Annotated in this window: 21 protein-coding genes; 2 read left to right on the forward strand and 19 right to left on the reverse strand. The window is 66.7% G+C overall.

Annotation, left to right across the window (positions count from 1 at the left end; genetic code table 11):
• The 3 genes from JYJ84_RS03220 to JYJ84_RS03230 form a co-directional block, all read right to left on the reverse strand.
• A partial coding sequence (locus JYJ84_RS03220) for an MFS transporter (protein WP_205189117.1) occupies nucleotides 1-1078 on the reverse strand: 1078 nt, incomplete at its 3' end.
• Complete coding sequence (locus tag JYJ84_RS03225) at nucleotides 1075-2493, reverse strand: D-arabinono-1,4-lactone oxidase (RefSeq protein WP_175222155.1); 1419 nt, start codon at nucleotides 2491-2493, stop codon at nucleotides 1075-1077. The genes JYJ84_RS03220 and JYJ84_RS03225, both read right to left, overlap by 4 nt.
• Nucleotides 2494-2576: 83 nt before the next feature.
• A complete protein-coding gene (locus JYJ84_RS03230; protein ID WP_175222156.1) occupies nucleotides 2577-3803 on the reverse strand; it encodes an amino acid deaminase/aldolase in 1227 nt (408 codons plus the stop codon).
• 430 nt (nucleotides 3804-4233) lie between these two features.
• On the opposite strand from JYJ84_RS03230, the gene plcR reads away from it, so the two are divergent.
• Both plcR and JYJ84_RS03240 read left to right on the forward strand, forming a co-directional pair.
• A complete protein-coding gene (gene plcR / locus JYJ84_RS03235; protein ID WP_175222157.1) occupies nucleotides 4234-4947 on the forward strand; it encodes a phospholipase C accessory protein PlcR in 714 nt (237 codons plus the stop codon).
• A 66-nt stretch (nucleotides 4948-5013) separates the two neighbouring features.
• Nucleotides 5014-6390 carry a pectin acetylesterase-family hydrolase gene (locus JYJ84_RS03240; RefSeq protein ID WP_175222158.1) on the forward strand — a complete coding sequence of 459 codons (1377 nt, stop codon included), beginning with the start codon at nucleotides 5014-5016 and terminating at the stop codon, nucleotides 6388-6390.
• An 89-nt stretch (nucleotides 6391-6479) separates the two neighbouring features.
• Here JYJ84_RS03240 and JYJ84_RS03245 read toward each other — a convergent pair whose 3' ends face one another.
• The 16 genes from JYJ84_RS03245 to cynR all read right to left on the reverse strand — a co-directional run bounded on the left by JYJ84_RS03245 (nucleotide 6480) and on the right by cynR (nucleotide 21688).
• Nucleotides 6480-7187, reverse strand: a complete 708-nt coding sequence (locus JYJ84_RS03245; RefSeq protein ID WP_175222159.1) for a GntR family transcriptional regulator — start codon at nucleotides 7185-7187, stop codon at nucleotides 6480-6482.
• 64 nt (nucleotides 7188-7251) lie between these two features.
• On the reverse strand, nucleotides 7252-8298 hold the full coding sequence (locus JYJ84_RS03250; RefSeq protein ID WP_175222160.1) for a proline racemase family protein: 1047 nt from the start codon (nucleotides 8296-8298) through the stop codon (nucleotides 7252-7254).
• 13 nt (nucleotides 8299-8311) lie between these two features.
• Nucleotides 8312-9793, reverse strand: coding sequence for an aldehyde dehydrogenase family protein (locus JYJ84_RS03255; protein ID WP_175222161.1), 1482 nt, complete (start codon nucleotides 9791-9793; stop codon nucleotides 8312-8314).
• Nucleotides 9794-9808: 15 nt separating this feature from the next.
• Nucleotides 9809-11101, reverse strand: coding sequence for an FAD-binding oxidoreductase (locus JYJ84_RS03260; protein ID WP_175222162.1), 1293 nt, complete (start codon nucleotides 11099-11101; stop codon nucleotides 9809-9811).
• On the reverse strand, nucleotides 11098-12114 hold the full coding sequence (locus JYJ84_RS03265; RefSeq protein ID WP_175222163.1) for a 4-hydroxyproline epimerase: 1017 nt from the start codon (nucleotides 12112-12114) through the stop codon (nucleotides 11098-11100). The genes JYJ84_RS03260 and JYJ84_RS03265 overlap by 4 nt, the downstream gene beginning before the upstream one ends.
• A gap of 56 nt (nucleotides 12115-12170) precedes the next feature.
• Nucleotides 12171-13049 carry a dihydrodipicolinate synthase family protein gene (locus tag JYJ84_RS03270; RefSeq protein ID WP_175222164.1) on the reverse strand — a complete coding sequence of 293 codons (879 nt, stop codon included), beginning with the start codon at nucleotides 13047-13049 and terminating at the stop codon, nucleotides 12171-12173.
• A 33-nt stretch (nucleotides 13050-13082) separates the two neighbouring features.
• Nucleotides 13083-13748 carry an amino acid ABC transporter permease gene (locus tag JYJ84_RS03275; RefSeq protein ID WP_124833989.1) on the reverse strand — a complete coding sequence of 222 codons (666 nt, stop codon included), beginning with the start codon at nucleotides 13746-13748 and terminating at the stop codon, nucleotides 13083-13085.
• Nucleotides 13749-13758: 10 nt separating this feature from the next.
• Nucleotides 13759-14430, reverse strand: a complete 672-nt coding sequence (locus tag JYJ84_RS03280) for an amino acid ABC transporter permease (RefSeq protein ID WP_175222165.1) — start codon at nucleotides 14428-14430, stop codon at nucleotides 13759-13761.
• A gap of 10 nt (nucleotides 14431-14440) precedes the next feature.
• Nucleotides 14441-15280 carry an amino acid ABC transporter ATP-binding protein gene (locus JYJ84_RS03285; RefSeq protein ID WP_275890701.1) on the reverse strand — a complete coding sequence of 280 codons (840 nt, stop codon included), beginning with the start codon at nucleotides 15278-15280 and terminating at the stop codon, nucleotides 14441-14443.
• 99 nt (nucleotides 15281-15379) lie between these two features.
• Complete coding sequence (locus JYJ84_RS03290) at nucleotides 15380-16213, reverse strand: ABC transporter substrate-binding protein (RefSeq protein ID WP_175222166.1); 834 nt, start codon at nucleotides 16211-16213, stop codon at nucleotides 15380-15382.
• Between the two features lie 421 nt (nucleotides 16214-16634).
• On the reverse strand, nucleotides 16635-16952 hold the full coding sequence (locus tag JYJ84_RS03295) for a DUF4148 domain-containing protein (protein ID WP_122948518.1): 318 nt from the start codon (nucleotides 16950-16952) through the stop codon (nucleotides 16635-16637).
• 272 nt (nucleotides 16953-17224) lie between these two features.
• Nucleotides 17225-18361 carry a J domain-containing protein gene (locus tag JYJ84_RS03300; RefSeq protein ID WP_175222167.1) on the reverse strand — a complete coding sequence of 379 codons (1137 nt, stop codon included), beginning with the start codon at nucleotides 18359-18361 and terminating at the stop codon, nucleotides 17225-17227.
• Nucleotides 18362-18469: 108 nt separating this feature from the next.
• Entirely contained in the window at nucleotides 18470-18793 is a 324-nt protein-coding gene (locus JYJ84_RS03305) for a DUF4148 domain-containing protein (protein ID WP_174956668.1), read from the reverse strand.
• 155 nt (nucleotides 18794-18948) lie between these two features.
• Nucleotides 18949-19914: a LysR family transcriptional regulator gene (locus JYJ84_RS03310; protein WP_236027186.1), complete on the reverse strand. Its 966-nt coding sequence runs from the start codon at nucleotides 19912-19914 to the stop codon at nucleotides 18949-18951.
• Nucleotides 19915-19994: 80 nt separating this feature from the next.
• A complete protein-coding gene (locus tag JYJ84_RS03315) occupies nucleotides 19995-20294 on the reverse strand; it encodes a hypothetical protein (RefSeq protein WP_175222168.1) in 300 nt (99 codons plus the stop codon).
• 446 nt (nucleotides 20295-20740) lie between these two features.
• Complete coding sequence (cynR, locus tag JYJ84_RS03320) at nucleotides 20741-21688, reverse strand: transcriptional regulator CynR (RefSeq protein ID WP_226216116.1); 948 nt, start codon at nucleotides 21686-21688, stop codon at nucleotides 20741-20743.
• Nucleotides 21689-21790 lie beyond the last annotated feature (102 nt).

Raw genomic sequence — 21790 nt, forward strand, 5'->3', positions numbered from 1 at the left:
TACCGCCGAAGCGGCCGAGCAGCGCGCCCGACAGTGCGGTGCCGATGCCGGCCGCGAAGAACGTGACGACGAGCGTGCGCGCGACGAGCGAGCCGTCCGGGTCGACGTCGGACAGCATCCCGGTGAGGAACGGCACGATCACGAAGAACGCGCTGTTCAGCACGAACTGGCTCAGGAAGTACGCGCTGCCGCTGCGCGCGCTGAAGAACCATTCGATCGACGCGATCATCGCGAGCTGCGCGGCCCAGATCAGCGCGAGGCGGTGCTTGTGGCTGGCCGGATGCGACGGAATCGCCGCGCCGACGAAGCCGAGCAGCGACGACACCGACAGCAGCACGCCGATCGTCGTCGGCGACAGCCCGGCACGCTCGCCGACGAAGCCGGCAATCGCCCATTGCGACGCTTGCACGCCGTAGACGAGCGCCGTTACGACCCAGATCGCGATCACTGGCCGCCACGGCAGCGCGCCGGCGCGCACGTGGGTCTGCGCGGGTGCGCTCGCGAACGCGTCGATGCCGCGGATCGCGGGCGCCAGCACGGCGACGACGGCCGCCAGCAGCGCGAACACCCAGTGCCCGAGCCAGCCGGCCGGCAATGCGGAAATCAGCACGAGGATGCCGCCGTTGATGATGCCCGCGAGCAGGTTGATTTGCCCCCACAGGCGGTCGGTCGACGCACGCTGCGACACGCCGGACGCGACGACGACGAACAGCATCCCTTCGAACAGCCCCGTCATCCCGCGCGCGACTGCCGCGGACACGATGCCGGGCGCGACCGCGCTGAGCGCCTGGCCGGCGATCGTGCCGACCAGGCCGGCCAGCGTGAACGGCCGCGCGGCGCGCGCGATCCGGTGCGACAGCAGTGCGCAACTGATCGCGATGCCGAGGATTTCGGCGCTGACGAGCGCGGTCGCGGTGCCTTCGTCGAGCCGGAAGCGCGTCATCACGGCCGCGACGAGGAACGGCGACAGGATCAGGCCGTTGGTGGCCGCCGCGAACGCGAGCGCGAGACGGATGACGGCGCCGGTCGACGGATCGGGACGCGACTGCGCGGCGGCATGCAGGGTGGCTGTGCTCATGAGGCCTCCTGGTTGGATCGCGGCCGATCTTGTGCGAGGCCGGCCGTTTCGTGCATCGGGTGTGTCCCTCGGCGGGCCGGCGTGGCGCGCGCGGTTGCGGCGGCGCTGGTACTTGCGCTTGCGTGTTGCGGCAGGCCGAACAGCGTGCGCAGGTACGGCGTCAGGAAGCGGCCGTGCGGGTCCATCCGTTCGCGCAGCGCGAGGAAATCGTCCCAGTGCGGATAGCACGTCGCCAGCTCGGCGGCCTTCATCGCATGCACCTTGCCCCAGTGCGGCCGCCCGCCGTGATTGCGGCAGATCGCCTGCACGCCCGAGAAGTACGCGTCGAACGGCATCCCGCGATACTGGTGCACCGAGATGCGCACGCTGTCGCGGCCGTAGTCGGGGCTCAGCCAGATGTCGTCGCCGCGCACCCAGCGGTATTCGAGCGGGAACATCAACGGGAAGCTGCGGCGCGCGATGAACGCGCGGATCTCGCGTAGCGCGTCGGCGCCGCGTTCGGCCGGCACCGACCATTCCATTTCGTTGAAGCGCACGCGGCGCACCGTCGACAGCATTGCGTAGCTCGCATCCACGTGCCGGCCCGCCGACACGGTCGATGCGCACAACCGGCTCAGCGCCGGGCACAGCGACGGCACGTGCTTGCCGAGCCCGCACAGCGCGCCGAACACCGAGTTCTCGAGGAACGACTCGGATGCACGGCTCGCCCAGTGCACCGAGTTGGCCGGTTCGTCGGTCATGTCCCACGCCTTGGTCAGCACGGCGTCCGTATGCGGGAACCAGTAGAACTCGAACGAGCGATGCTTCGCGATCAATGCGTCCGCTTGCGCGAGGCAGTCGTCGAGCTGCATGCCGCCGCGCTCGAGGCGCAGCTTGAACGCGGGCACGAGACGCAGGCCGATCTCGATCAGCACGCCGAGCGCGCCGAGCCCGATCCGGCCGCCCGCGAACAGCTCGGGATGCGTGTCGGCGCTCGCGCGGATCTCGCTGCCGTCCGCGCACATGAAGGTCAGGCTGTCGATCTGCGTCGCCAGGTTGCCGAGCGTGATGCCGGTGCCGTGCGTGCCGGTGCTGGTCGCGCCGGCGATCGACTGCACGTTGATGTCGCCGAGGTTCTCCATCGCGAGGCCGTGCGCGGCGAGCGCCGGGCCCAGCGCCCACAGCCGCGTGCCGGCATGCACGCGCGCGACGCGCCGGTCGCGGTCGACGTCGATCACGCCCTGCATCGCATCGAGCGACAGGATCACGTCGTCGGTCTGCACGAGCGGCGAGAACGAATGACCGGCGCCGGCCGCGCGCACGGTGGCGCCGGTTGCCGCCGCGTCGCGCAGCACCGCCGCGAGCCCGGCGTGCGACGCAGGCGTCGACACGGTTGCATCAGGACTGCAGACATATCCCGACCAGTTGCGCCACATGGCTTTGTCTCCGTGGTTGTCGTTTGAATGGGTTGAACGGTTTGAACGGGTTGACCGGTTTGAACGGCGGGCCGTGCGGCCTGCTAGAAAAAGCTCTTGCCTTCGCCGCGATAGGTGGGCGCTTCGCCGACCACGCGGCCGCCGCGGATCAGCAGCAGCGTGTTGAAGCGTTCGCACAGTTCGCCGGCCTTCGCGTGGCGGAACAGGATCGGCTCGCCGATCGCCGGCGCGACGCCGCGCGGCACGCGCACGGGCGTCTGCACCTCACCCGCGCCTTCGTTGTCGATCAGCGTGCAGCCGGCCGGCAGCCACGGCCGCGGCAGGCGGCTTTTGCCGGCCGGGCCCGATGCGATATAGCCGCCGCCCGAGCAGGTCACGATGCCCGGCTGCGGAATCCGCACGACCGGCAGTGCGAAGCCGGCGGCCGGCTGCGCATGAAACGCTGCGTAGTGGTCGAACAGCGCCGGCGCGTAGAGCCCGGAGCCGGCCGCGAGCTCGGTGACCGATGCGTCGCCGAGCGTGCTCTCGAAACTGCCGGTTCCGCCGCCGTTCACGAAGCGCAACGTATGGCCCGCCGTCGCGAGCGCCTGCACGGCCGCCTGGCGGCGCGCATTGATCTCGCGCGCCGAGCGGCGCTTCAGGTGACGCACCAGCGCGTTGCGCGCGCCGCTGCCCGGCTCGGTGTCGGCCACGCCGGCGATCTGCCCTTCGTAGCCCATCAGCCCGTCGAGACGCACGTGATGCCGTTCGCCGATGCGGTTCGCGAGCGCGAGTGTGCCGGCCGCGTCACGCACCGGCGAGCGGTACATGCCGAAATACAGGCCCGGATACGCGGACGACATGTCGAGATCGATCGCGAGCGGGATCGTCACGCGTTCGTCGTGTGCGATGCGGTCGATCGCGTCGACCTGCGCGATGGCGTCGACCATCAGCGTGATCGAGCGGCCGCGCCTGAGCTGCGCGGCCACCGCGCGCAGGTCGTCGGGCTCGACGGTCGGATACGCGACGACGATGTCGTCGAACCCGCCGTCCGCGAGCCACGCGGCTTCCGCGGCCGAGTAGCACAGCAGCCCCTGCATGAACGGGCCGGCGGCGAGCACCGCGCCGATCAGGTCGCGCGAGCGCACCGACTTCGTCGCGAGCCGGATCGGCAGGCCGCGTGCGCGGCGCTTCAGGTCGGCGAGGTTCGCGTCTAGGCAATCGAGATCGACGAAGGCGGCAGGCAGCCGGTGGCCCGCGAGCGCGTCGCGATAGGTCGGATAGTCGTGAACGGCGGCGGGTGCGCGATGCGGCAGGTCTGCACGGCTCATGGAACGGGCTCGGCTGGGTGGGGTGTGCGTCGCGCCGACCGTTCGGCGCGTGTCGGAAATCAGCATAGGGCGGGTCAAAATGACGACCAAGCGCTCAGCGGGTCGTTCGACGGGTCTGATCCGGCCATCCGTATCGGCCACGCGCATGCACGGCGATCGTGTGCCGCGCCGCTGGATCGCTGCTTGCTTGGCGTCGCGGTGCCCACGCGACGTACAGGCCCGAACCGCCGCCGGACGGGCGTGGCGCGCGACATGGCGCGCCTGGCCGTGCGACAACGAAATGCGTTTCAAACGTTTTGCCGGACGTGGCCGATGCGAACAGGTTTAGTGCCTGCGTTCTAGCGCCGCTTTTGACTGCATGCCGGATTCGACCTAGAACCTACTCGCGGATGCACCGGTGAAGAACGGCATGACGTGACGAGGAGGCGACGTGAAGAAGAACTGGGCACGTTGGCGGCGCACGGGCGCGATCGCGGCGATCGGCGTGGCCGTCGTTGCAATCTGGCGATATGAAGCGGCGACACCGGCGCAAGCGGCGTCGTCCGGCACAACGACCACGATGGCGAGCGCGCAGTCTGGCGCGGCCGATACGTTCGGCACCGGCGCCGCGACACCCGGCCCGGAGGAGCGGCGGCTCGACGTCGACGCGCTGCGCCGCAGCCTCGCGGGGCGCCCCGACGCGGATGCCGAAGTGAAACGCATCGTCGCGTTCGCGCGCTTTCGCGATGAGGTTGCCGCGTATGGGGATCGCCGCAACAGCATGCCGCAAGCCGAGCGTGCCGCACTCGCGCGCCGGATTCTCGACGAACTGCCCGACCATGTCGCGCGCAACGAGATCGTGCCCGTGCAGGCCGAAGCGCTCAGCGCGGCGCTGCTGACCGATACCGAGGCCGACCCGGCGACACGCAGTGCGGCGATCCGGTCGATGCGCGCGCAATGGGACACCTATTCGCAGCAGACGGTCGGCCCGTCGCCGGCGCAGGACCCGCGCTATCTCTCGTACGAACAACAGAGCCGCGACGTCGTCCGGCAGGTTCAGGCGAGCATTCCCGATCCCGACCAGCAACAGGCCGTCATCGCGCAGCGCCTGCAGGCGCTGCGCGTCCAGCTGTTCGACGGCGCGTCACCGTCCGGCGTGCACTGAGCGCCGAATCCGCGACGCCGGGATGGAGCCCGGCGGCCGCGTCATGTCCATCGACAAGGAGGGGAGATGTCCACAGCACGAAGCCTGCTGCGCGCGGCCGTTGCCACGCTGCTCGGTTGCGCGGCACTGAACGGTCACGCGGCCGATACGACGATGCCGGATCCGTCGATTCCGTATTATTCGTGGTACGAAGTGACGCTGCCGGAGAGCACCGGTGCGTCGTGCGGCAACGGCACGCCGATGCGCTTCTACATCAATCGCGCGCAGTCGGACAACCTGCTGTACATGATGGAGCCGGGCGGCGCGTGCTGGGACTACGGCACCTGCACGCAGACGTCGACCGGTGCCGAGGCCGGCCTCGGCGGCTTCAACCCGGACGGCATCCCGCACAACTACATGAACGGCACCGCGAACGAGAGCCTGCTGTCGTCGTTCCTGTCGCCGCTGCTCACGCGGATGGATCTCGCGCACATTCTGGTTGGCGAACCGAAGGTCGAGACGCAGCAGTGGACACAGGTTTTCGTGCCCTACTGCACCGGAGATATCCACATGGGCAGCGCGGTGCGCAACTACACGTCGCCGAGCGGCGACTGGCGGCTGCAGCACTACAGCGGGCTGAAGAACATCCAGGCCGTCGCGCAGTGGCTGACGTCGCACGGCTTCGGCAAGCCGAACCGGCTGCTCGTATACGGGATGAGCGCGGGCGGCTACGGCACGCTCGCGAACTATGCGACGCTGCGCAACACGCTGCAGCCGCAAGCGCATAGTTCGCTGCTCGACGACGCCGGCACGGTCTTCAACACGCCGTTCGATGCGGACGCGGCCACCCATCCGTCGGTCGGCCTGTACGACCGGGTGCGCACCGAGTGGGGGATGACGGGCCCCGACGGGATGATCACCGTGAACAGCCGGCTGACCCGCCATTTCGATCCGGGCAACATGGGGAGCGCGTATGCGGCGCTGTCGGCGACGTATCCGCACGACCGCTTCGGCTTCTCGAGCTACCAGCGCGACAAGATCATCGCCGCGTATCACTATCGTGCGTTCCTACCGGCCGTGATGGCGGCGCCCGACGACACGACGAAGGATGCGCTGTCGCTCGCGATGTTCGACCAGGAGCTGGACGGGCTGAAGCAGACGCTGAACCCGCTGCCGAACTTCGGCTACTTCATGCCGTGGGCGCGCAACGACTTCATCGACAACCACCAGGTGACGGCGGTCAGCTTTACCGGGTCGGGGATCCACGAGAACGGCATCGATGCGGATATCGGTACGTTCGTCGACAACCTGCTGAACCAGCAGGACCCGGCCGATACGCCGGTGATGAAGGCGTTCCGCACGCAGCAGTGGTCGGATTTCACGTTTTCGACGTTTCTTGCATGGATCGACAGCGTGTTCAACCTGACCGGCGAAGCGGGGCCGATCTCGGGGCACCGGGCGTGACGGGGTGTGCTTGCCCGACGAGCGGGCAGTGACGACGGGCGGCAGCTTGCCTGCGTCGTTGAATCGACGCAGGCACTGATGCCGATGCGTTACAGCACCGCCATCGATTCCGTCATGTTCTGCTTCATGTAGTCGAGGAACCGCTTCTGGAACAGCATCGTGTGCTCGTGCGCGGCACGCTCGGCGGCATCGGCGTCGCGCCGCGCGATCGCATCGATCAGTTCGTCGTGGTCGCGGCCGAGCTTGGCGGCGGTGGGCGAACTGACCGTGAAGTCGAAATGCAGGTGAAGCAGGCGCTGCCCTTCGCCCAGCAGCCGTTCGTAGTAACCGACGAAGTACGGGTTGTTGGCGGCGTGCGCGATCGCCATGTGGAGCGCCTTGTTGGTCTCCGACATCGCCTGGAAGTCGCCGCTCGCGACGGCCTCCATGTAGATGTCGTCGGCCTTGCGGATTTTCGCGAGATCGGCTTCGGAGCGCTGCGTGGCCGCGAGCCGCGTGACCGCGCGCTGGATCAGGTCGAGCGCCGAGATGTACTTCGGGAATTCTTCGATCTCGAATGGCGTGACGAGCGTCGTGCGATTCGGCAGGATCGTGACGAGCCCCTCGCTGCTCAGTCGCGCAATGGCGTCGCGCACCGGCGAGCGCGACAGGCCGAACTGCGCGGCCAGCGAGATTTCGTCGAGTTGCACGCCGGGCTTCAGCTTGAGTGTCAGGATCTGCTTGCGCAATTCCTCATACACATACCGCCCGCCGTGCCGGCGGCCGCCACCTTCCGTTTCAACGGCCTCTTTGCTCATCTCGCCACCCTTCCTGTAATCGGCCCGGGTCGCCGGGCGCGCTCTGGAGTTTAGCATCGCGCCCTCACGTACCTGACGGTGCCGATGGCCCGAATCCGTCCCCCCACGTGTCGCTCAGCATGAACCCCGCGGCCAGCGGATCGTCGGGATCGACGCCGAGTTGCTGGAACCCGAACACCCAGGCGCGTCCGGTGACGCGCGGCAATACCGCCGGCTTGCCGCCCACTTCGGTCGTGCCCAACAGTTCGACGCGGAATTCCCCGCCGATCGTGGAGCGCGACGTGAGGCGAGCGCCGACCTGCACACGCCCGCGGGCGGCGAGCGTTGCCAGATTGGCCGAGCTGCCGGTGCCGCACGGCGACCGGTCGACCCGGCCGGGCGGCAGCGTCGTGCAGGTCTGGTACACCGTGTCGTCGATCCGATTGCGGAACATCACGTAGGCGACTTCGTTGATGTCCGGGTAAAGCGGATGCTGCACGGCGACCTGCCGGTTGATGATCTCCTTGAGCCGTACGCCGTGCGTGGCGAGTTGCCGCGCGTTGCCCGGTGCGATGTCGAGCCCGATCTGATCGACGTCGACGAGCGCGTAGTACACGCCGCCGAACGCGATGTCGGCCTTGATCGTGCCGAATTCCTGCGTGTGGACGTCGACGTCGAGGTGCTCGACGAACGACGGCACCATGTCGAGCGATACGCCGATGCAGCGACCGTCGCGACACGCCGCGCGCGCCGTGACGAGCCCGGCCGGCGTGTCGAGCACGACCGTCGTCTCGGGCTCCTGCATCGGCACCATGCCGAGTTCGAGCAGTGCCGTCACGACGCAGATGCAGTTACTGCCCGACATCGGGTGCGCCTTGTCGGCCTGCAGCACGATGAAGCCGGCCTGGGCTTCCGGCCGGGTGGGCGGCAGCAGCAGGTTGACCGACATCTGCAGGCAGCCGCGCGGCTCGAGCACGACGAGCCGCCGCAGGCTGTCGTCGGTCTCGTTGATGTAGTTCATCTTGTCGAGCATGGTCTTGCCCGGCACGTCGATGACGCCGCCGGTAATCACCTTGCCGATCTCACCCTCGCAGTGCACGTCGACGAGCTGCAGCGTCTTGTTCCAGCGCATGATCTTGACCCTCTTACTTGATGTACCAGCCCCACGGCTTGTCGCTGTCGTAGCGTGTGATCTGCTTGATCTCGAGGTAGTTGTTCAGCCCCCACTCGCCGAGTTCGCGCCCGATCCCGCTCTGCTTGTAGCCGCCCCACGGCGCTTCCGTAAACGTCGGCTGCGAGCAGTTGATCCAGACGATGCCCGCGCGCATCGCGCGGGCGACGCGCTCGCAGCGCGGCAGGTCCGCCGACATGACCGCCGCCGCGAGGCCGAAGCGTGAATCATTGGCCGAACGCACCGCTTCGTCTTCCGTATCGAACGGCCGCACGCACACGACCGGCCCGAAAATTTCCTCGCGCCAGATCCAGCTGTCTTCCGGCACGTCGGCGAACACGGCCGGTTCGACGAAGTAGCCGCGTTCGAGATGCGCGGGCCGTTCGCCACCGGTCACGAGCCGTGCACCCTCGTCGCGGCCGCGTGCGATTGCCGTCAACACCTTGTCGTACTGCCCGCGACTCACCAGCGGCCCGAGCAGCACGCCGTCGTCGCGGCCGTTGCCGATCGTGATTTTGCGCGCTTCCTGCGCGAGCCGCTCGACGAGCGGCGCGTACAGCGAGCGCTCGACCAGCACGCGCGACGTGGCCGAGCACACTTCGCCCTGGTTCCAGAAGATGCCGAACAGGATCCATTCGACGGCCGCTTCGAGATCGCTGTCACCGAACACGATGAACGGAGACTTGCCGCCGAGTTCGAGGCTCACGCTCTTGATGTCGCGTGCGGCGGCCTGCATGATCCGGCTGCCGGTCGGCACGCTGCCGGTGAACGCGAGCTTGTCGATGCACGGATGCTCGGCGAGCGGTGCGCCGGCATCCGCGCCGAGGCCCGTTACGACGTTCAGCACGCCGGCCGGCAGCCCGGCCGCGTCGGCGATGCCGGCCAACTCCAGCGCGGTGAGCGGCGTCAGTTCGGACGGCTTGAGCACCATCGTGCAGCCGGCCGCGAGCGCGGGCGCGACCTTCCACGCAGCCATCAGCAGCGGAAAATTCCACGGGATGATCGCGCCGGCCACGCCGATCGGCTCCTTGCGGACGACCGTGCTGAAGCGCTCGTCGGCCAGCGGCACCGGGGTTTCGGCGTTGCCGTCGAGCTGTTCGGCCAGTCCCGCATAGAAGTCGAAGCAGCCGGCGGCATCGCCGAGATCCCACAGCGCTTCCGGCAGTGGCTTGCCGTTGTCGCGCACTTCGAGTTCGGCCAGTTCCGGCAGACGGTCGCGAATGCCTTGCGCGATCGCCCGCAGCACGGTGGCGCGCGCGGCGCCGGTCATGCGCGGCCACGGGCCGTCGTCGAAGGCGCGCCGCGCCGCGGTGACGGCGAGATCGATGTCTTCGGCGGTGGCGGCCGCCACCTTCGCGATCACGGTTTCGTCGCTCGGGTCGATCGAGTCGAAGGTATGGCCGCGAACGGGCGCCACCCAGCAGCCGTCGATGAAAAGTCGTTCGTAGGTTTGCATGAAGGGTCTCGAATGTCAGGTGAAACGATAGGCGCTGAACGGCGACAGGTCCTGTCGCGTCGGGCGGCCGGCGACGAGGTCGCCGATCAGGCGGCCGGTCGTCGCGCCGAGCGTGAGGCCGAGCTGGCCGTGGCCAAAGGCCATGTATGCGTTGGGTAGCCGCTTCGATCGGTCGATCACCGGTTTCGTGTCGGGCAGGAACGGACGGTAGCCGACGCCGTACTCGACGCGCACGGTCCGCAGCTCGGGCAGGATGCGCCGGGCCTTTTCCAGGATGATGTCCGCGCGCCGGAAGTTCGGTTGCGCGTGGCGGCCCGCGAACTCGATCGTGCCGCCGATCTGCAGGCCGCGCGTCATTGGGCTGAAGCAGAAGCCGCCGTCTGCGTAAATCACGGAGTGACGGAATTCGACCCCCGGGTCGGCGAGCAACGCCTGGTAGCCGGCGATGCCTTCGAGCGGTACGCGTACGCCGAGCGGGCCGAAGAATTGTCGCGAACCGGTACCGGCTGCAACGACGACATGGTCGGCCGCGACGCGCTCGCCGTTCGCAAGCGTCACGCCCGTCGCGCGGCCGGACGCCTCGTCGATGCGCGCAGCGTTCGCGCGGATGCGGCGTCCGCCTTGCGCTTCGAAGCTGGCCGTCAGCGCCGCGATGAAGCCTTCGGTATCGCTGACCGCGCGCCAGTCGGGAAACAGCAGCCCGTGCTTGAATCGGCCGGCGAGCGCAGGTTCAAGGTCGCCTATGTCCGCGGCCGTCAGCCGCTGCGATTCGAATCCGAGCGATTGCCGCAGGTCCAGATGCGGTTGCTCGTGCGTGATGCCGGCTGGATCGTCGAACACTTCGAGCACCGGGCGCTGGCCCAGCAGCGCGCGGTCGCCGCACGCATCGAGCAGCGGTGCATAGTCGGGATAGACGTCGTGTGTCAGCGTGGCCATCGCCTGCGCGATTGATACGATCTTCGCGTGGCGGGCCGATGCGACGAAGCGAAAGAACCACGGCAGGATGCCGGGCAGCGCGCCGGGTCGCAGCGCAAGCGGCCCCTTCTGGTCCATCAGCCAGCGCGGTATCTTCATCAGGATGCCCGGCTTCGACAGCGGGATGACCTCGCTGACTGCCATCTGGCCGCAGCTCCATTTTGCGGTGCTGTCACCGGGGGCGGCCGGATCGAGCAGCGTGACGACATACCCGTCGCGCTGCAGATAGAGCGCGCAGCACACGCCGACGATCCCGCCACCGATCACGACGGCCGATTCGTTGCGTGCCGCGCCGGGTGATGCGGGCGCATGGTCTCGCGGAATCGCGTTCAATTGACGAACTCCTGCAGGCTGAAGCCGTGCGCATACGGTTGTGACGAATCGACGCGGTACTGCGCGCGCCCGGTGACCCATGCGCGTCCTTCGATGCTCGGTCGCACGGCGTCGAACCCGCTGTCGAGGCGCGTGACTGATTCCACGCGGCCGATGAAGCGGCTGCCGATCAGGCTCTCGTGGCGATACGCTTCGCCCGCTTTCAGCCAGCCGCGCGCGAAGCGCTGCGCGACGCGTGCCGAGCTGCCGGTGCCACACGGCGACCGATCGACGAGACTGTCGCCGGCGATCACCACCGCGCGCCCGTGGGCGTCGCTCGCGATCGGCTTGCCTGTCCACATGCAATGCCGGACGCTGCGAATGGCCGGATGGTCGGGATGCACGACGTCGATCGCGTCGTTCACCGCGCGTTGTACATCACGGCCCCATGCGAGCAGTTCGTCCGGCGTGAAGTGTTCGCAACCGGGGAAGTTGGGCTGAACGTCGACGATCGGATAGAAGTTTCCGCCGTATGCGATATCGACGGCAAGTGTGCCGAGCGCCGGAATCGCGATCGCGACATCACGGGCGAACAGGAAGCTCGGCACATTGGTGAAGCGGACCGAGCTCACGCGCTCGCCGTTCATCTCGTAGCGCGCGACGATCTGTCCCGCCGGTACGTCGACGGTGACCATGCCAGGCTGCTTCGGCACGACCAGGCGCTCCTCGATCGCGAACGCGATCGAGCCGATCGTTGCGTGGCCGCACATCGGCAGGCAGCCGGACGTCTCGATGAACAGCAGGCTGAAATCGGCGTTGTCGCTGACGGGCGGATAGAGGATCGTGCCCGACATGTGGGCATGGCCGCGTGGCTCCAGCATCAGTGTGCGGCGAACCCAGTCGTGGTGCGCGACGAAATCCTCGCGGCGTGCATTCATCGTCGCGCCCTGCAGCGTCGGGGCGCCGTCGATCACCATGCGCACCGGCATGCCTTCGGTATGGCCTTCGATACAAGTAAAGTTGTGAATCGTCATGTTGGGATGCCCTCGGTCGACGTACCGGCGCCGCGCGGCGCCGGTACGGGTGCGCGTTACGCGTGCGACGCTTCGAAGACCGCACGGAATTCCGCTTTCTCCTGGTCGGTCAGCGGTTGCAGCGGCATGCGTGCGTTGCCGACCTTGAAGCCGGCCAGTTCACAACCGTACTTGACCTTCTGGATGAACTTGCCGGACTCCATGCTCGCCATTACCGGGAACAGCGAACGCATCACATTCTGCGCGCCCGCGAGGTCGCCGGCCGAGAACTTGTCGTAGAAGCTCACGACCTGCTTCGCGAAGCAGTTCGCGGGCCCGCAGATCCAACTGGTCGCACCCCACAGGAAGAAATCGAGCGCCTGGTCGTCCGAGCCGCACGACAGCTGATAGTGGTCGCGGTACTTGCCGCCGATCTCGATCGCGCGCAACAGGTTGCCGCTGCTTTCCTTGATGCCGATCACACGCGGGTGATCCTTGAACGCATCGAGCACACCGAAGCCGACCTCGACGTTCGTGCGCACCGGATAGTTGTACAGGATCACGTTCACGTCGGTCACCGCGGCGAGAATCGCGTCGTAGTGGCCAATCAGTTCGTCCTGCGACGGCAGCGCGTAGTACGGTGGCGCGATCAGGATGTTCGTGTAGCCGGCATCGCGCGCCTGGCGGACTTGCTCGATGACTTCGCGCGTCGACGAGCCGTTCGCGCCGGCAATCAGCTCGCCGCGGTTGCCGACCACTTCCCGCACGGTCTTCATCACCGCACGGCGCTCGTCGTTCGTGAGCGCGTAGTACTCGCCCGTCGAACCGAGCGGCACGAAGCCGCTGACGCCTGCGGCGAGCTGATATTCGAGGATCGACGCGAGCGTATCGTGGTCGACCGCGCCCGATGCGTCGAACGGCGTAACGAGTGCGGGCAGAATGCCTTTCAGTTGCATGAGATTTCTCCGGCTTGATGAGAGCGTTGCGAGTTAATAGGCATAGCGCCTGAGCATCCTGGACTCCACTACGCCGACCAGGCGGGTCAGCGGAAAGGCGACGAGGAAATAGATGACGGCAACCGTCGTCAGGAACTCGACGGGCCGTGCGGTGCTGTTCGACACGTTCTGGCCGACGAACATCAGGTCGGCGATCCCCACCGACGAGATGAGCGCGCTCTCCTTGAACAGGCTCACGACGTTCGACAGCAGCGGCGGAATCGCGCGCAGCAACGCTTGCGGAAAGATCACGTAGACGATCTTCACGTGCGGCGACAGGCTGAGCGCGATGCATGCGTCGTGCTGTTCGCCGGCGATCGATTTCAGCGAACCGCGAAACGTCTCGCTCGTGATCGCGGCCATGTACAGCGTCAGCGAGATCAGCACCGACAGGTATGGCGGGATTGGCAGCCGCAGCACGACCGGGAAGCAGAAGAACACCCAGAACAACTGGATCAGCAGCGGCGTGCCGCGGAAGAATTCGACGAACGCGGTGACCGGGCCGCGCAGCCAGCGCGACGGCGACATCCGCAGCAGGCTCAGCACGAAGCCGAGCAGGCTGCCGACGAGTGCACAGGTCACGGTGAATGCAAGCGTCAGCCCGAGGCCTTTCGCGAGTACGAGCCAGTACGGCCAGACGACGGAAAAATCGAGGTTCACGACGGGCTCCTCAGCGCTGGACGGCGACGTCCTGGCGGCGCTCGATGACGTGGACGAGTTGCGCGATCGGCAGCGACAGCGCGAAATACACGAGCGCGACCACCGAGTAGGTTTCGAGCGGCCGGTACGCTTCGGTCGCGATGCTCTTCGCGACGTACATCAGGTCAGCCACCGCGACGATCGCCACCAGCGCGCTTTGCTGCAGGCTGCCGATGCCGTTGGTCAGCAGCACGGGCATCGCGCTGCGCAGCGCCTGCGGCAGCACGACGAAGATCGTGCGCTGCCACGGCCGCAGGCCGAGCGCCACTGCGGCGTCGAGATGCTCCTTCGGCACCGCCTGCACGCCGGCGCGATACGCTTCCGCGTTGAACGCGGTCAGGTTCAGGCCAAGAGCGAGCACGCCCATCGTGACCGGGTCGATGAATACGTCGACCATCATCGGGATGCAGTAGAAGAACCAGATGATTTGCAGCAGCGCAGGCGTGCAGCGGAAGAATTCGATGAAGAGCTGGGCCGGCCAGCGCACGATCGCCCAGCGGCTCATCGCGAGCAGGCACAGCACGAAGCCGAGCACGAGGCCCATCGCGTTCGCCGCGACGGCCAGTACGACGGTGACCTTCAGTCCGTCGATCAGTGCACCGACGCTACCGGCGAGGAAGCTGAAATCGAAGTGGTAGTTCATGGCTTCGGCCTCAGTCGAGATGCAGGACTTTCTCGAGGAATTCCCGCGTGCGGGCTTCCTTCGGACACTTGAAGATCTGGTCAGGCGCACCTTCCTCGACGATCTTGCCGTTCGCGCAGAACACGACGCGCGTCGCGATGTCCCGCGCGAAGTGCATGTCGTGCGTGACGATGATCATCGCCATCTTCTGCTCGGCGAGCTGCAGCATCACGTTCTGGACTTCGACGACCATCTCCGGATCGAGCGCCGACGTCACTTCGTCGAACAGCATCAGCTTCGGTTCGAGCATCAGCGCGCGGGCGATCGCCACGCGCTGCTTCTGGCCGCCGGAAAGCTGGCTCGGATATGCATGCAGCTTGCTTTCGAGGCCGAGGCGCGCGAGATACATGCGTGCGCGCTCGGTCGCCTCCGCCTTCGACAGCCCGCCGACGCGTACTGGCGCGAGGATCAGGTTGCCGAGCACCGACAAGTGCGGAAACAGCGTGTAGTGCTGGAACACCATGCCGACCTGCTTCTGCAGCTTCGCGTCGATGCGCCACCCGCCACGTGCGTTGCCGCCGCGAATGTATGGCGCACCCTGAAACGCGATCTCGCCGTGCTGGATGCCCTCCAGGCCCATCATCACGCGCAGCAGCGAGCTCTTGCCGCTGCCGCTCGGGCCGATGATGACGAGCCGGTCGTCGGCGCGCATGTCGAGGCTCATGCCGTCCATGACGACGAGGTTCGGGCCGTATGACTTGTGGACGTCGCACAGCCGCACGAAATCGCCGGCCGGTGCGGACGCGGCGAAACGCGTCGTCGAAAGGGGATGCATGGCCGACCTGACGGCCGTCGTTTGAGGCGACAACATGACTGTCTCTCCTGTGGCGCCCGACGTCGGCGCGCTAGGTGCGAATCGGAAGATCGAAGCCCGTCGACGGTCCGCCAGGCTCGCTTGTGCGACGCCCGCTTACTTGCCGGGAACCAGCATGGCTTGCACGGAGGTCTTGATGAGACGGTTCACCGCACCGGATTTGATCTGTTGCGCGAGGTAGCCGTTGAGCACGTCGAGGTCGGCTTTCGGCGTGTCCTTGCGCAGGCCGAAAGCGACTTCCTGCTGGGCAAGGGGCGGCGCCGGGTTGAAGCTGGCTGACCAGTCCGGATGCGCTTCCGTCAGCAGCATGTTGGTGATGTTGGCGTCCGCAAGCAGGTCGGCGCGCTTCGAGATCAGCGACAGGCGCGTCTCGTCGTTGCCGGGCAGCCGCATGATCCGCGCCTGCTTCAGTTCGGCGGAAATCGCCTTGTCCTGTGATGTGCCGGACATCACCGCGATCGTGAGGTTCGGCTTGTCGATGTCGGTGATCGAGCGAAGGTTCTTCGGGACCTTCGGGTTGTTCTTGTTGTAGACGAACGAGACGTTGTAGTCGGTCGCGGGAGCAGAGAAGGTGACGGCCTTTTCGCGCTCGGGCGTGTCGTTCAGCGCGAGCGACAGGTCCCACTTGTCCGACTGCAGGCCGGCCACGATGTTGTCCCAGCTCGTGTCGACGAACTCGACCTTGACCTTCAGTACGTTCTGCCCGAAATCGCGGCACAGATCCGAGAAGAAGCCGCTGTACGCGCCGGTTTTCGGATCGCGCATCACGTAAGGGGGCGCGACCGCGGCGCCACAGCGCAGGACGCCCGCCTTTTTTACGCCGGCCCACGCATCGGGCCCGGCGGCATGCGACGCGGTGGTGGTGAACAGCGATGCGGCCACCGCCGTGCACACGGCGATTTGACGAGACAAACGAGACAGTCGATTCATGGTGTCCTCACTGGAGATGGGTAAACCCGCATGCCTGCACTATCTGCCACACAATAATGTGTGTTTTGTTGTGTACAACGTTGTGTGCATATTAGAGGGGCAAAAATCGCTGTGTCAACGAGAACTTTTCCGGTGGGGAGGCGGGGTTTTCCCCCGGTTGCCGGACGCGAAGTGCGCGCGGCGGGCGGCGAGCGGTGTGCCGGAGCGCGAGGGAAAGGAGGGCGAGACGAGGGCTGGGCGGGGCGCCCGGTGAGTGGAAGCGCCAACCGGTTGCGGTGGCGGGGCGGGCGAGTGTGGGGAGAGGTGAAATCGCCGTCGTGGCGGAGAAGCTGCCGGACGCCGTCGCGTTGTCCGCCGACGGCATCGCGGTTTCAGGTTGGAGGCGGGGAAGGGGATGCTCCCCGCGGCGACTCGCCGTGCGTTACGGCTTCAGTACCGCCGGCGCACCAGCCCCCACGCCCGGCGCACCGTTCGACCCGTAGGCCGCTTCGGCATTCTTGTGCTCGGCAAGCCGCTTGGCAGCCAGACGTTCCTGCGCGGCGACGATGTCGCCCGGATAGTTGTCGCCGTCGCCGGCGGTCGGCTCATAGCCGACCGACTCGAGATCGAACAGCTCCTGGCGCACCTGTGCGCGCGTGAGCGTCGAGTGCGACGACTGCGCGTACGAGGCAGTCGGTGCGGCGAGAAGAGCGGTGGCGGTAGCGGCAACGGTGGCGATGGTGACGATGATGGATTTCACGGTTTCCTCAGACGGTTTCGTTGCGGTTCGGCGTGATGGCTGGCTGAACCGACGAGACAAGTTTAGGAACCCGGAACGGCCGAATATATGGCGATTCCTGACCAGCAGTGTTCCTGAATCCGTGAGAGTGGGTGACGCGCGGCGCGCCGGGTGAGCGGTGTTTGAGGGTATCTGTCGCGTGGAATACCGGTCGACGAGAGGCGCGCAGCGGTTCCATCAGGCCGGATGCGCACTCGACATCCGGCGGGCAGACACCTGCCCGCCCGACACGACTAATCGTCGAAGCGCGGGAATGCCCGCTGGCGCTTCATGTCCTTCAGCCATTCCTTGACGTTCGCCGGATCGTCGAACTCGCGCAACGTCAGGTTCAGGTCGTGGATGCTGCGCTGAGTGCCCGCGATGTCGCGCGTGAGCATGCGCATGATGGTATCGGGCGCGACCTTGACCGACGGCGCAATCCCGTAAGTCCGCCGGAATCCGGTCTCGACGTCCTGGATCTCCTGATCCAGCTCGCGCAGCTGATCTTCCAGAATGCCGTTGTAGCGCGCGAGCCGATCTTCGCCGAGGCCGTTGATCGCGTGCCGGTCGATCTGTTCGATCTCCAGTTGCAGCTCCAGCAGTTGCAGGAGCTTGCCGTTCGCATAAGCGTGGTTGACCCGCTGCATCAGCACGGTCTTGCGTTCCTGTTCCTGGGGATCGGTTTCGCGATCGGGGTGCAGCGCACTCGCCAGCTTGCGATAGACCTCGCGGATCGACCGGCTCGCTTCGGCCTGCTCGGCTTCGCGCTTCGCCAGCGCGGCCGATTGCCGAGGCGCTTTCTTGCGCTTGGCGCGCTGGGCCTCGCGGGCCGCGTGCTCGGCCATGTCCCGCTCGAACTGTTCGTCCAGTTCGGCCTGCATGCGCGCCATGAGCTCTTCGGGCGACAGCGAATCGAGATCGTCTTCCGCGGCCACGCCGGGCGTCGCACCCGATTCCGGTTCCGCCTCGTGCTCCGGGCTGGTCTGCCGGGGCTCGGTTGCGGTGCTGCTGCCGTGATCGGCCCCGCTGTGCCGGTCGTGGATCGCCTTCAACTGCGCGTCGTCGCTGAAGTCGAGCAGGTCGCGCGCCATGTTGGCGATCATCCCGGAAAGGGTGTGCTGCTCGGCCTTGCTCAATCCTTTCTGCAGATACGCGTCGTCGAGCTGATTGAGCAACCGGATCCGCAGCGCGGTTGACGTCTGTTCGAGCGGCAACAGCTCGTCGACGAATTTCTTCTGGAAGACCGGCATCACGGCTTCCCACGCGCCGAGACGCTCGCGCCGCTTCTCGATTTGCTGGACGAGCGTATTGAACGCTTTCTGGGCTGTCGACAGGCTGGCTGTCTCGTGGCCGGGCGCGATGGCGACCGCTGTTCCGCGACGTGCGGTCATGTGAATGTCCTCCGGCCGCGGCAGGACGCGCAGCAGGCCGGTATTTTAGCCGGATGTCCTGCGGGGTTGCCGGGATGGGCGTTCTGCCCCGCAGCGACCGGCCACGCGCTAGCGCTTCACCGCTGCGACCGCCGGCGCGCCCGAATACGTGCCCGGCGCGCCACTCGACCCGTAGGCCGCTTCGGTGTTCTTGCGTTCGGCGACGCGCTTGGCGGCCAGGCGTTCCTGCGCGGCGACGATGTCGTCCGGATAGTTGCCGCCGTCGCCGGCAGCGGGGTCGTAGCCGACCGATTCGAGATCGAACAGTTCCTGGCGTACCTGGGCGCGCGTGAGCGTCGAGTGCGACGACTGCGCGTACGACGCGGACGGTGCGGCGAGAAGAACGGTGGCGGTAGCGGCAACGGTGGCGATGGTGACGATGATGGATTTCATGATTTCCTCAGACGGTTTCGTTGCGGTTCGGCGCGACTGCGGCAGGCCGGACCGATGGGGCAGGTTCAGGCGCCCGGAACGGCCGGATACCCGGCGATTCCTGGCGCGCTGAGTTGCGGAATGCGCGAGCGTGAGCGACGCGCGCGGCGATGCGATCAAGCATCGGCGATCGCCACGATGGCCGTTCCCGCGTGGACGGCGCCTGACGACCGCGGTGCGGCGAGCGATGGCAGCCTGAAGCGCGCGGCCGTCAGATCGACGAACGCGCGGACCTTGCCGGGCAGGAATTCGCGGCCCGGATACACGAGCGAGACGGTGACGCTGTCGTTCACGATCCGGTAGTCGTCCAGCACGCGGGTCAGCGTGCCGATGCGCAGGTCGTTCGCGACCATGTACTCGGGCAGCAACGCGACACCGCTGCCGGCCAGCGCGAGCTGGCGCTGCATCAGTGCGCTGTTGACCGTGATCGGCGCGTCGAGCGCGATCGCGTCGATCGTGCCGTTCGGGCCGGCCCACCGGTAGGTGCGTGCACCGGTCGCCAGGCCGACGATTCGGTGCGCGGCCAGATCGACCGGCCGGCGCGGCGCGGCCGCGTCCAGCAGATAGGCGGGTGACGCGACGGCGACGAGCGGCGCATGGACCAGCGTGCGCGATACGACGGAAACCGACGTGATCATCGTGTCGGCGACGATGCCGGCGTCGAATCCGCCGCCGAGCAGGTCGACTTCCGATTCGGTCAGCGTGATGTGCAGCCGCACGTCGGGATGGCGCGACTGATAGTCGGCGAACAGGCCGGCGAGTTCCGGCGACATCACGCTGTGCAGCACGACGACGTGCAGGTCGCCCGCGATCCGGCTCGATTCCTGCGTGGCGCGCGATTCGATTTCGGCGAGGTCGGTCAGCAGCGCACGGCACGCTTCCGCGTAGCGGATCCCGATCCCGGTGAGCACCGTCTTGCGTGTCGAGCGTTGCAGCAGCTTGACGCCGAGGTGCGACTCGAGGTCGCCGACATAGCGCGTCACCAGCGACGGCGACAGGTTCATCTGATGGGCGGCATGAGAGAAATGGTGCGTGTCTGCAACCTTGAGAAAGACCCGCATCGCACTGAACAGATGATTCACGTCGGTTTCCGGGGAGGCGTTGAAGGGGGAGGCGTGGTCTACCGGCGGCTTCCGCAGCGGGCCGGATGACGCTTGCGGGTTCAGCTGCCGAAGTAGACGTTGCAGAAGCTCACCGGGCCGACGCAGTCGGCATCCGGAGCGGCCGGAAGGCTGGCCGGCGCAACGCGAAGCGGGACGACGGCCCTGGTCGCGGCGGTGGCTTGCGTGCCCTTGTCGTCGCTCGAGCGTGCGGCGAGTTGCGCGGTGTAAGCCGGGGCGGCAGGTTGCGATGCCTGGCGAACCACCGGCGGAGCCGGTTGCTGCTGCGCGCAGGCGCTGGCGGCCACGCCCGAGAAAGCGATCAATGCAACGGCGAGACTGGTCAGGATGGGCTTAGACATTTAGGATTCCGATAATAGTTGGATATGTTTCTCCAGATCGACCTGGTATGCCGGAGCAGTCGAATCGTCCTGTCGATGGCCAGGGGGCAAGTCGGACCTTCTGTCGAGTCGGGTCGACGTCATCGACGTAGTCGACGTAATGCGGAAGGTGTCTGCGACATGAGCGCCGGAGCCTCGACGCCGGGATTCGGCGCGACCGATTCACCTGGAATCGATAGTGAAAGAATGAAGGAAATCCCTGATCGCGTCCAAGGCGAATTTCCGATGCTGTCGATAAGTCAAAGCGATGACTCACTCACATCTGAATCAACATGATATGGATTGCGAAACAAAAATTCGGAGCGCGAGATGGCAGCCATCGTACGCGTCATGCGGGCGCTTATGCCAGGTGCTTGTGCGGGGGAGTATGCCGGTGCGTCGTCAGGCTGACGACGCACCCTGCGAGCTCATGCGCGGTCGAGCGTCGTTAGCGTGCGCAGCGACGCCAGGCTGCCGTGCTCGAGCATCTCGTGAACCAGGTCGGCGAACGCGGTCGACGCGACGGTGCGATAGGCGCCCTTGCGGCGCAGCAGCGCGACGGTGCGCACCGGGAAGGGCGGATCGAGCGGCACGTACTGCAAGTCGCGATGCTCGAATTCGATGGTGCCGGGCAGGATCGTCGCGATCTTGCCGCGGCTCACGATCTTCAGTACCGCGCTGATCGAATTCGCCTGCAACGCGACATCGGGTTGCATGTCGTACGTCTGGAAATAGCTGTCGACATAGAAACGCGACACGAAGCTCGTCGTCAGCAGCGCGAGCGGCGTTTCGGCGAGCTGCACCGGCGTGACAGGCTCGCGCTGGGTGGTCAGCGGATGCGAACGGCCGACCACGAGCATCAGGCGCTCGGGAAACAGCGCTTCGGCCTCGATTTCGTCGTTGCGAACATCGACGAAACCGAACGCAAGATCGACCTGGTCGTCGCCGAGCGCCGCCTCCACCGCATCGAGCGACATCTCGGTCATCTCGATCACGATGCCAGGGTGACGCTCGTGGAACAGCTCGATGACAGGCGCGACCAGATACTCGGTGAAGGTCGGCGTGAAGGCGATCCGCAGCTTGCCGCGCGACAGGTCGTGTACGTCGTGCAGCGCGCGTTGCGCGGTGAGCAGGTCGTTGTGCGCGCGGCGCACGTATTCGAGGTAGACACTGCCGAAATCGGTGAGCTGGACCATGCGTCCGCTGCGGTCGAACAGTTGCGCACCGAGCTCGTCCTCAAGCTGGCGCACCTTCTGCGACAACGCCGATTGCGACACGCTAAGCGCTTCGGCCGCGCGCGTGAAATTGCGGTGCTCGTCGATCGCGAGCAGATAGCTGATGTTGCGAAGCAGCGGGCTGCGTTGGGTGAACTTCATTTTTCGCGGAATGGGTCGCGGGTCGCGTAGGTCCGGCATCTCGCCATTATGCGCCGGAAGGCGGGCGGCGGATCGCGCTGGCGCCGGGTAGTCGGCGACGAC

The sequence above is a fragment of the Burkholderia sp. LMG 13014 genome, from assembly GCF_905232215.1.
In the GTDB taxonomy this organism is placed as follows: domain Bacteria; phylum Pseudomonadota; class Gammaproteobacteria; order Burkholderiales; family Burkholderiaceae; genus Burkholderia.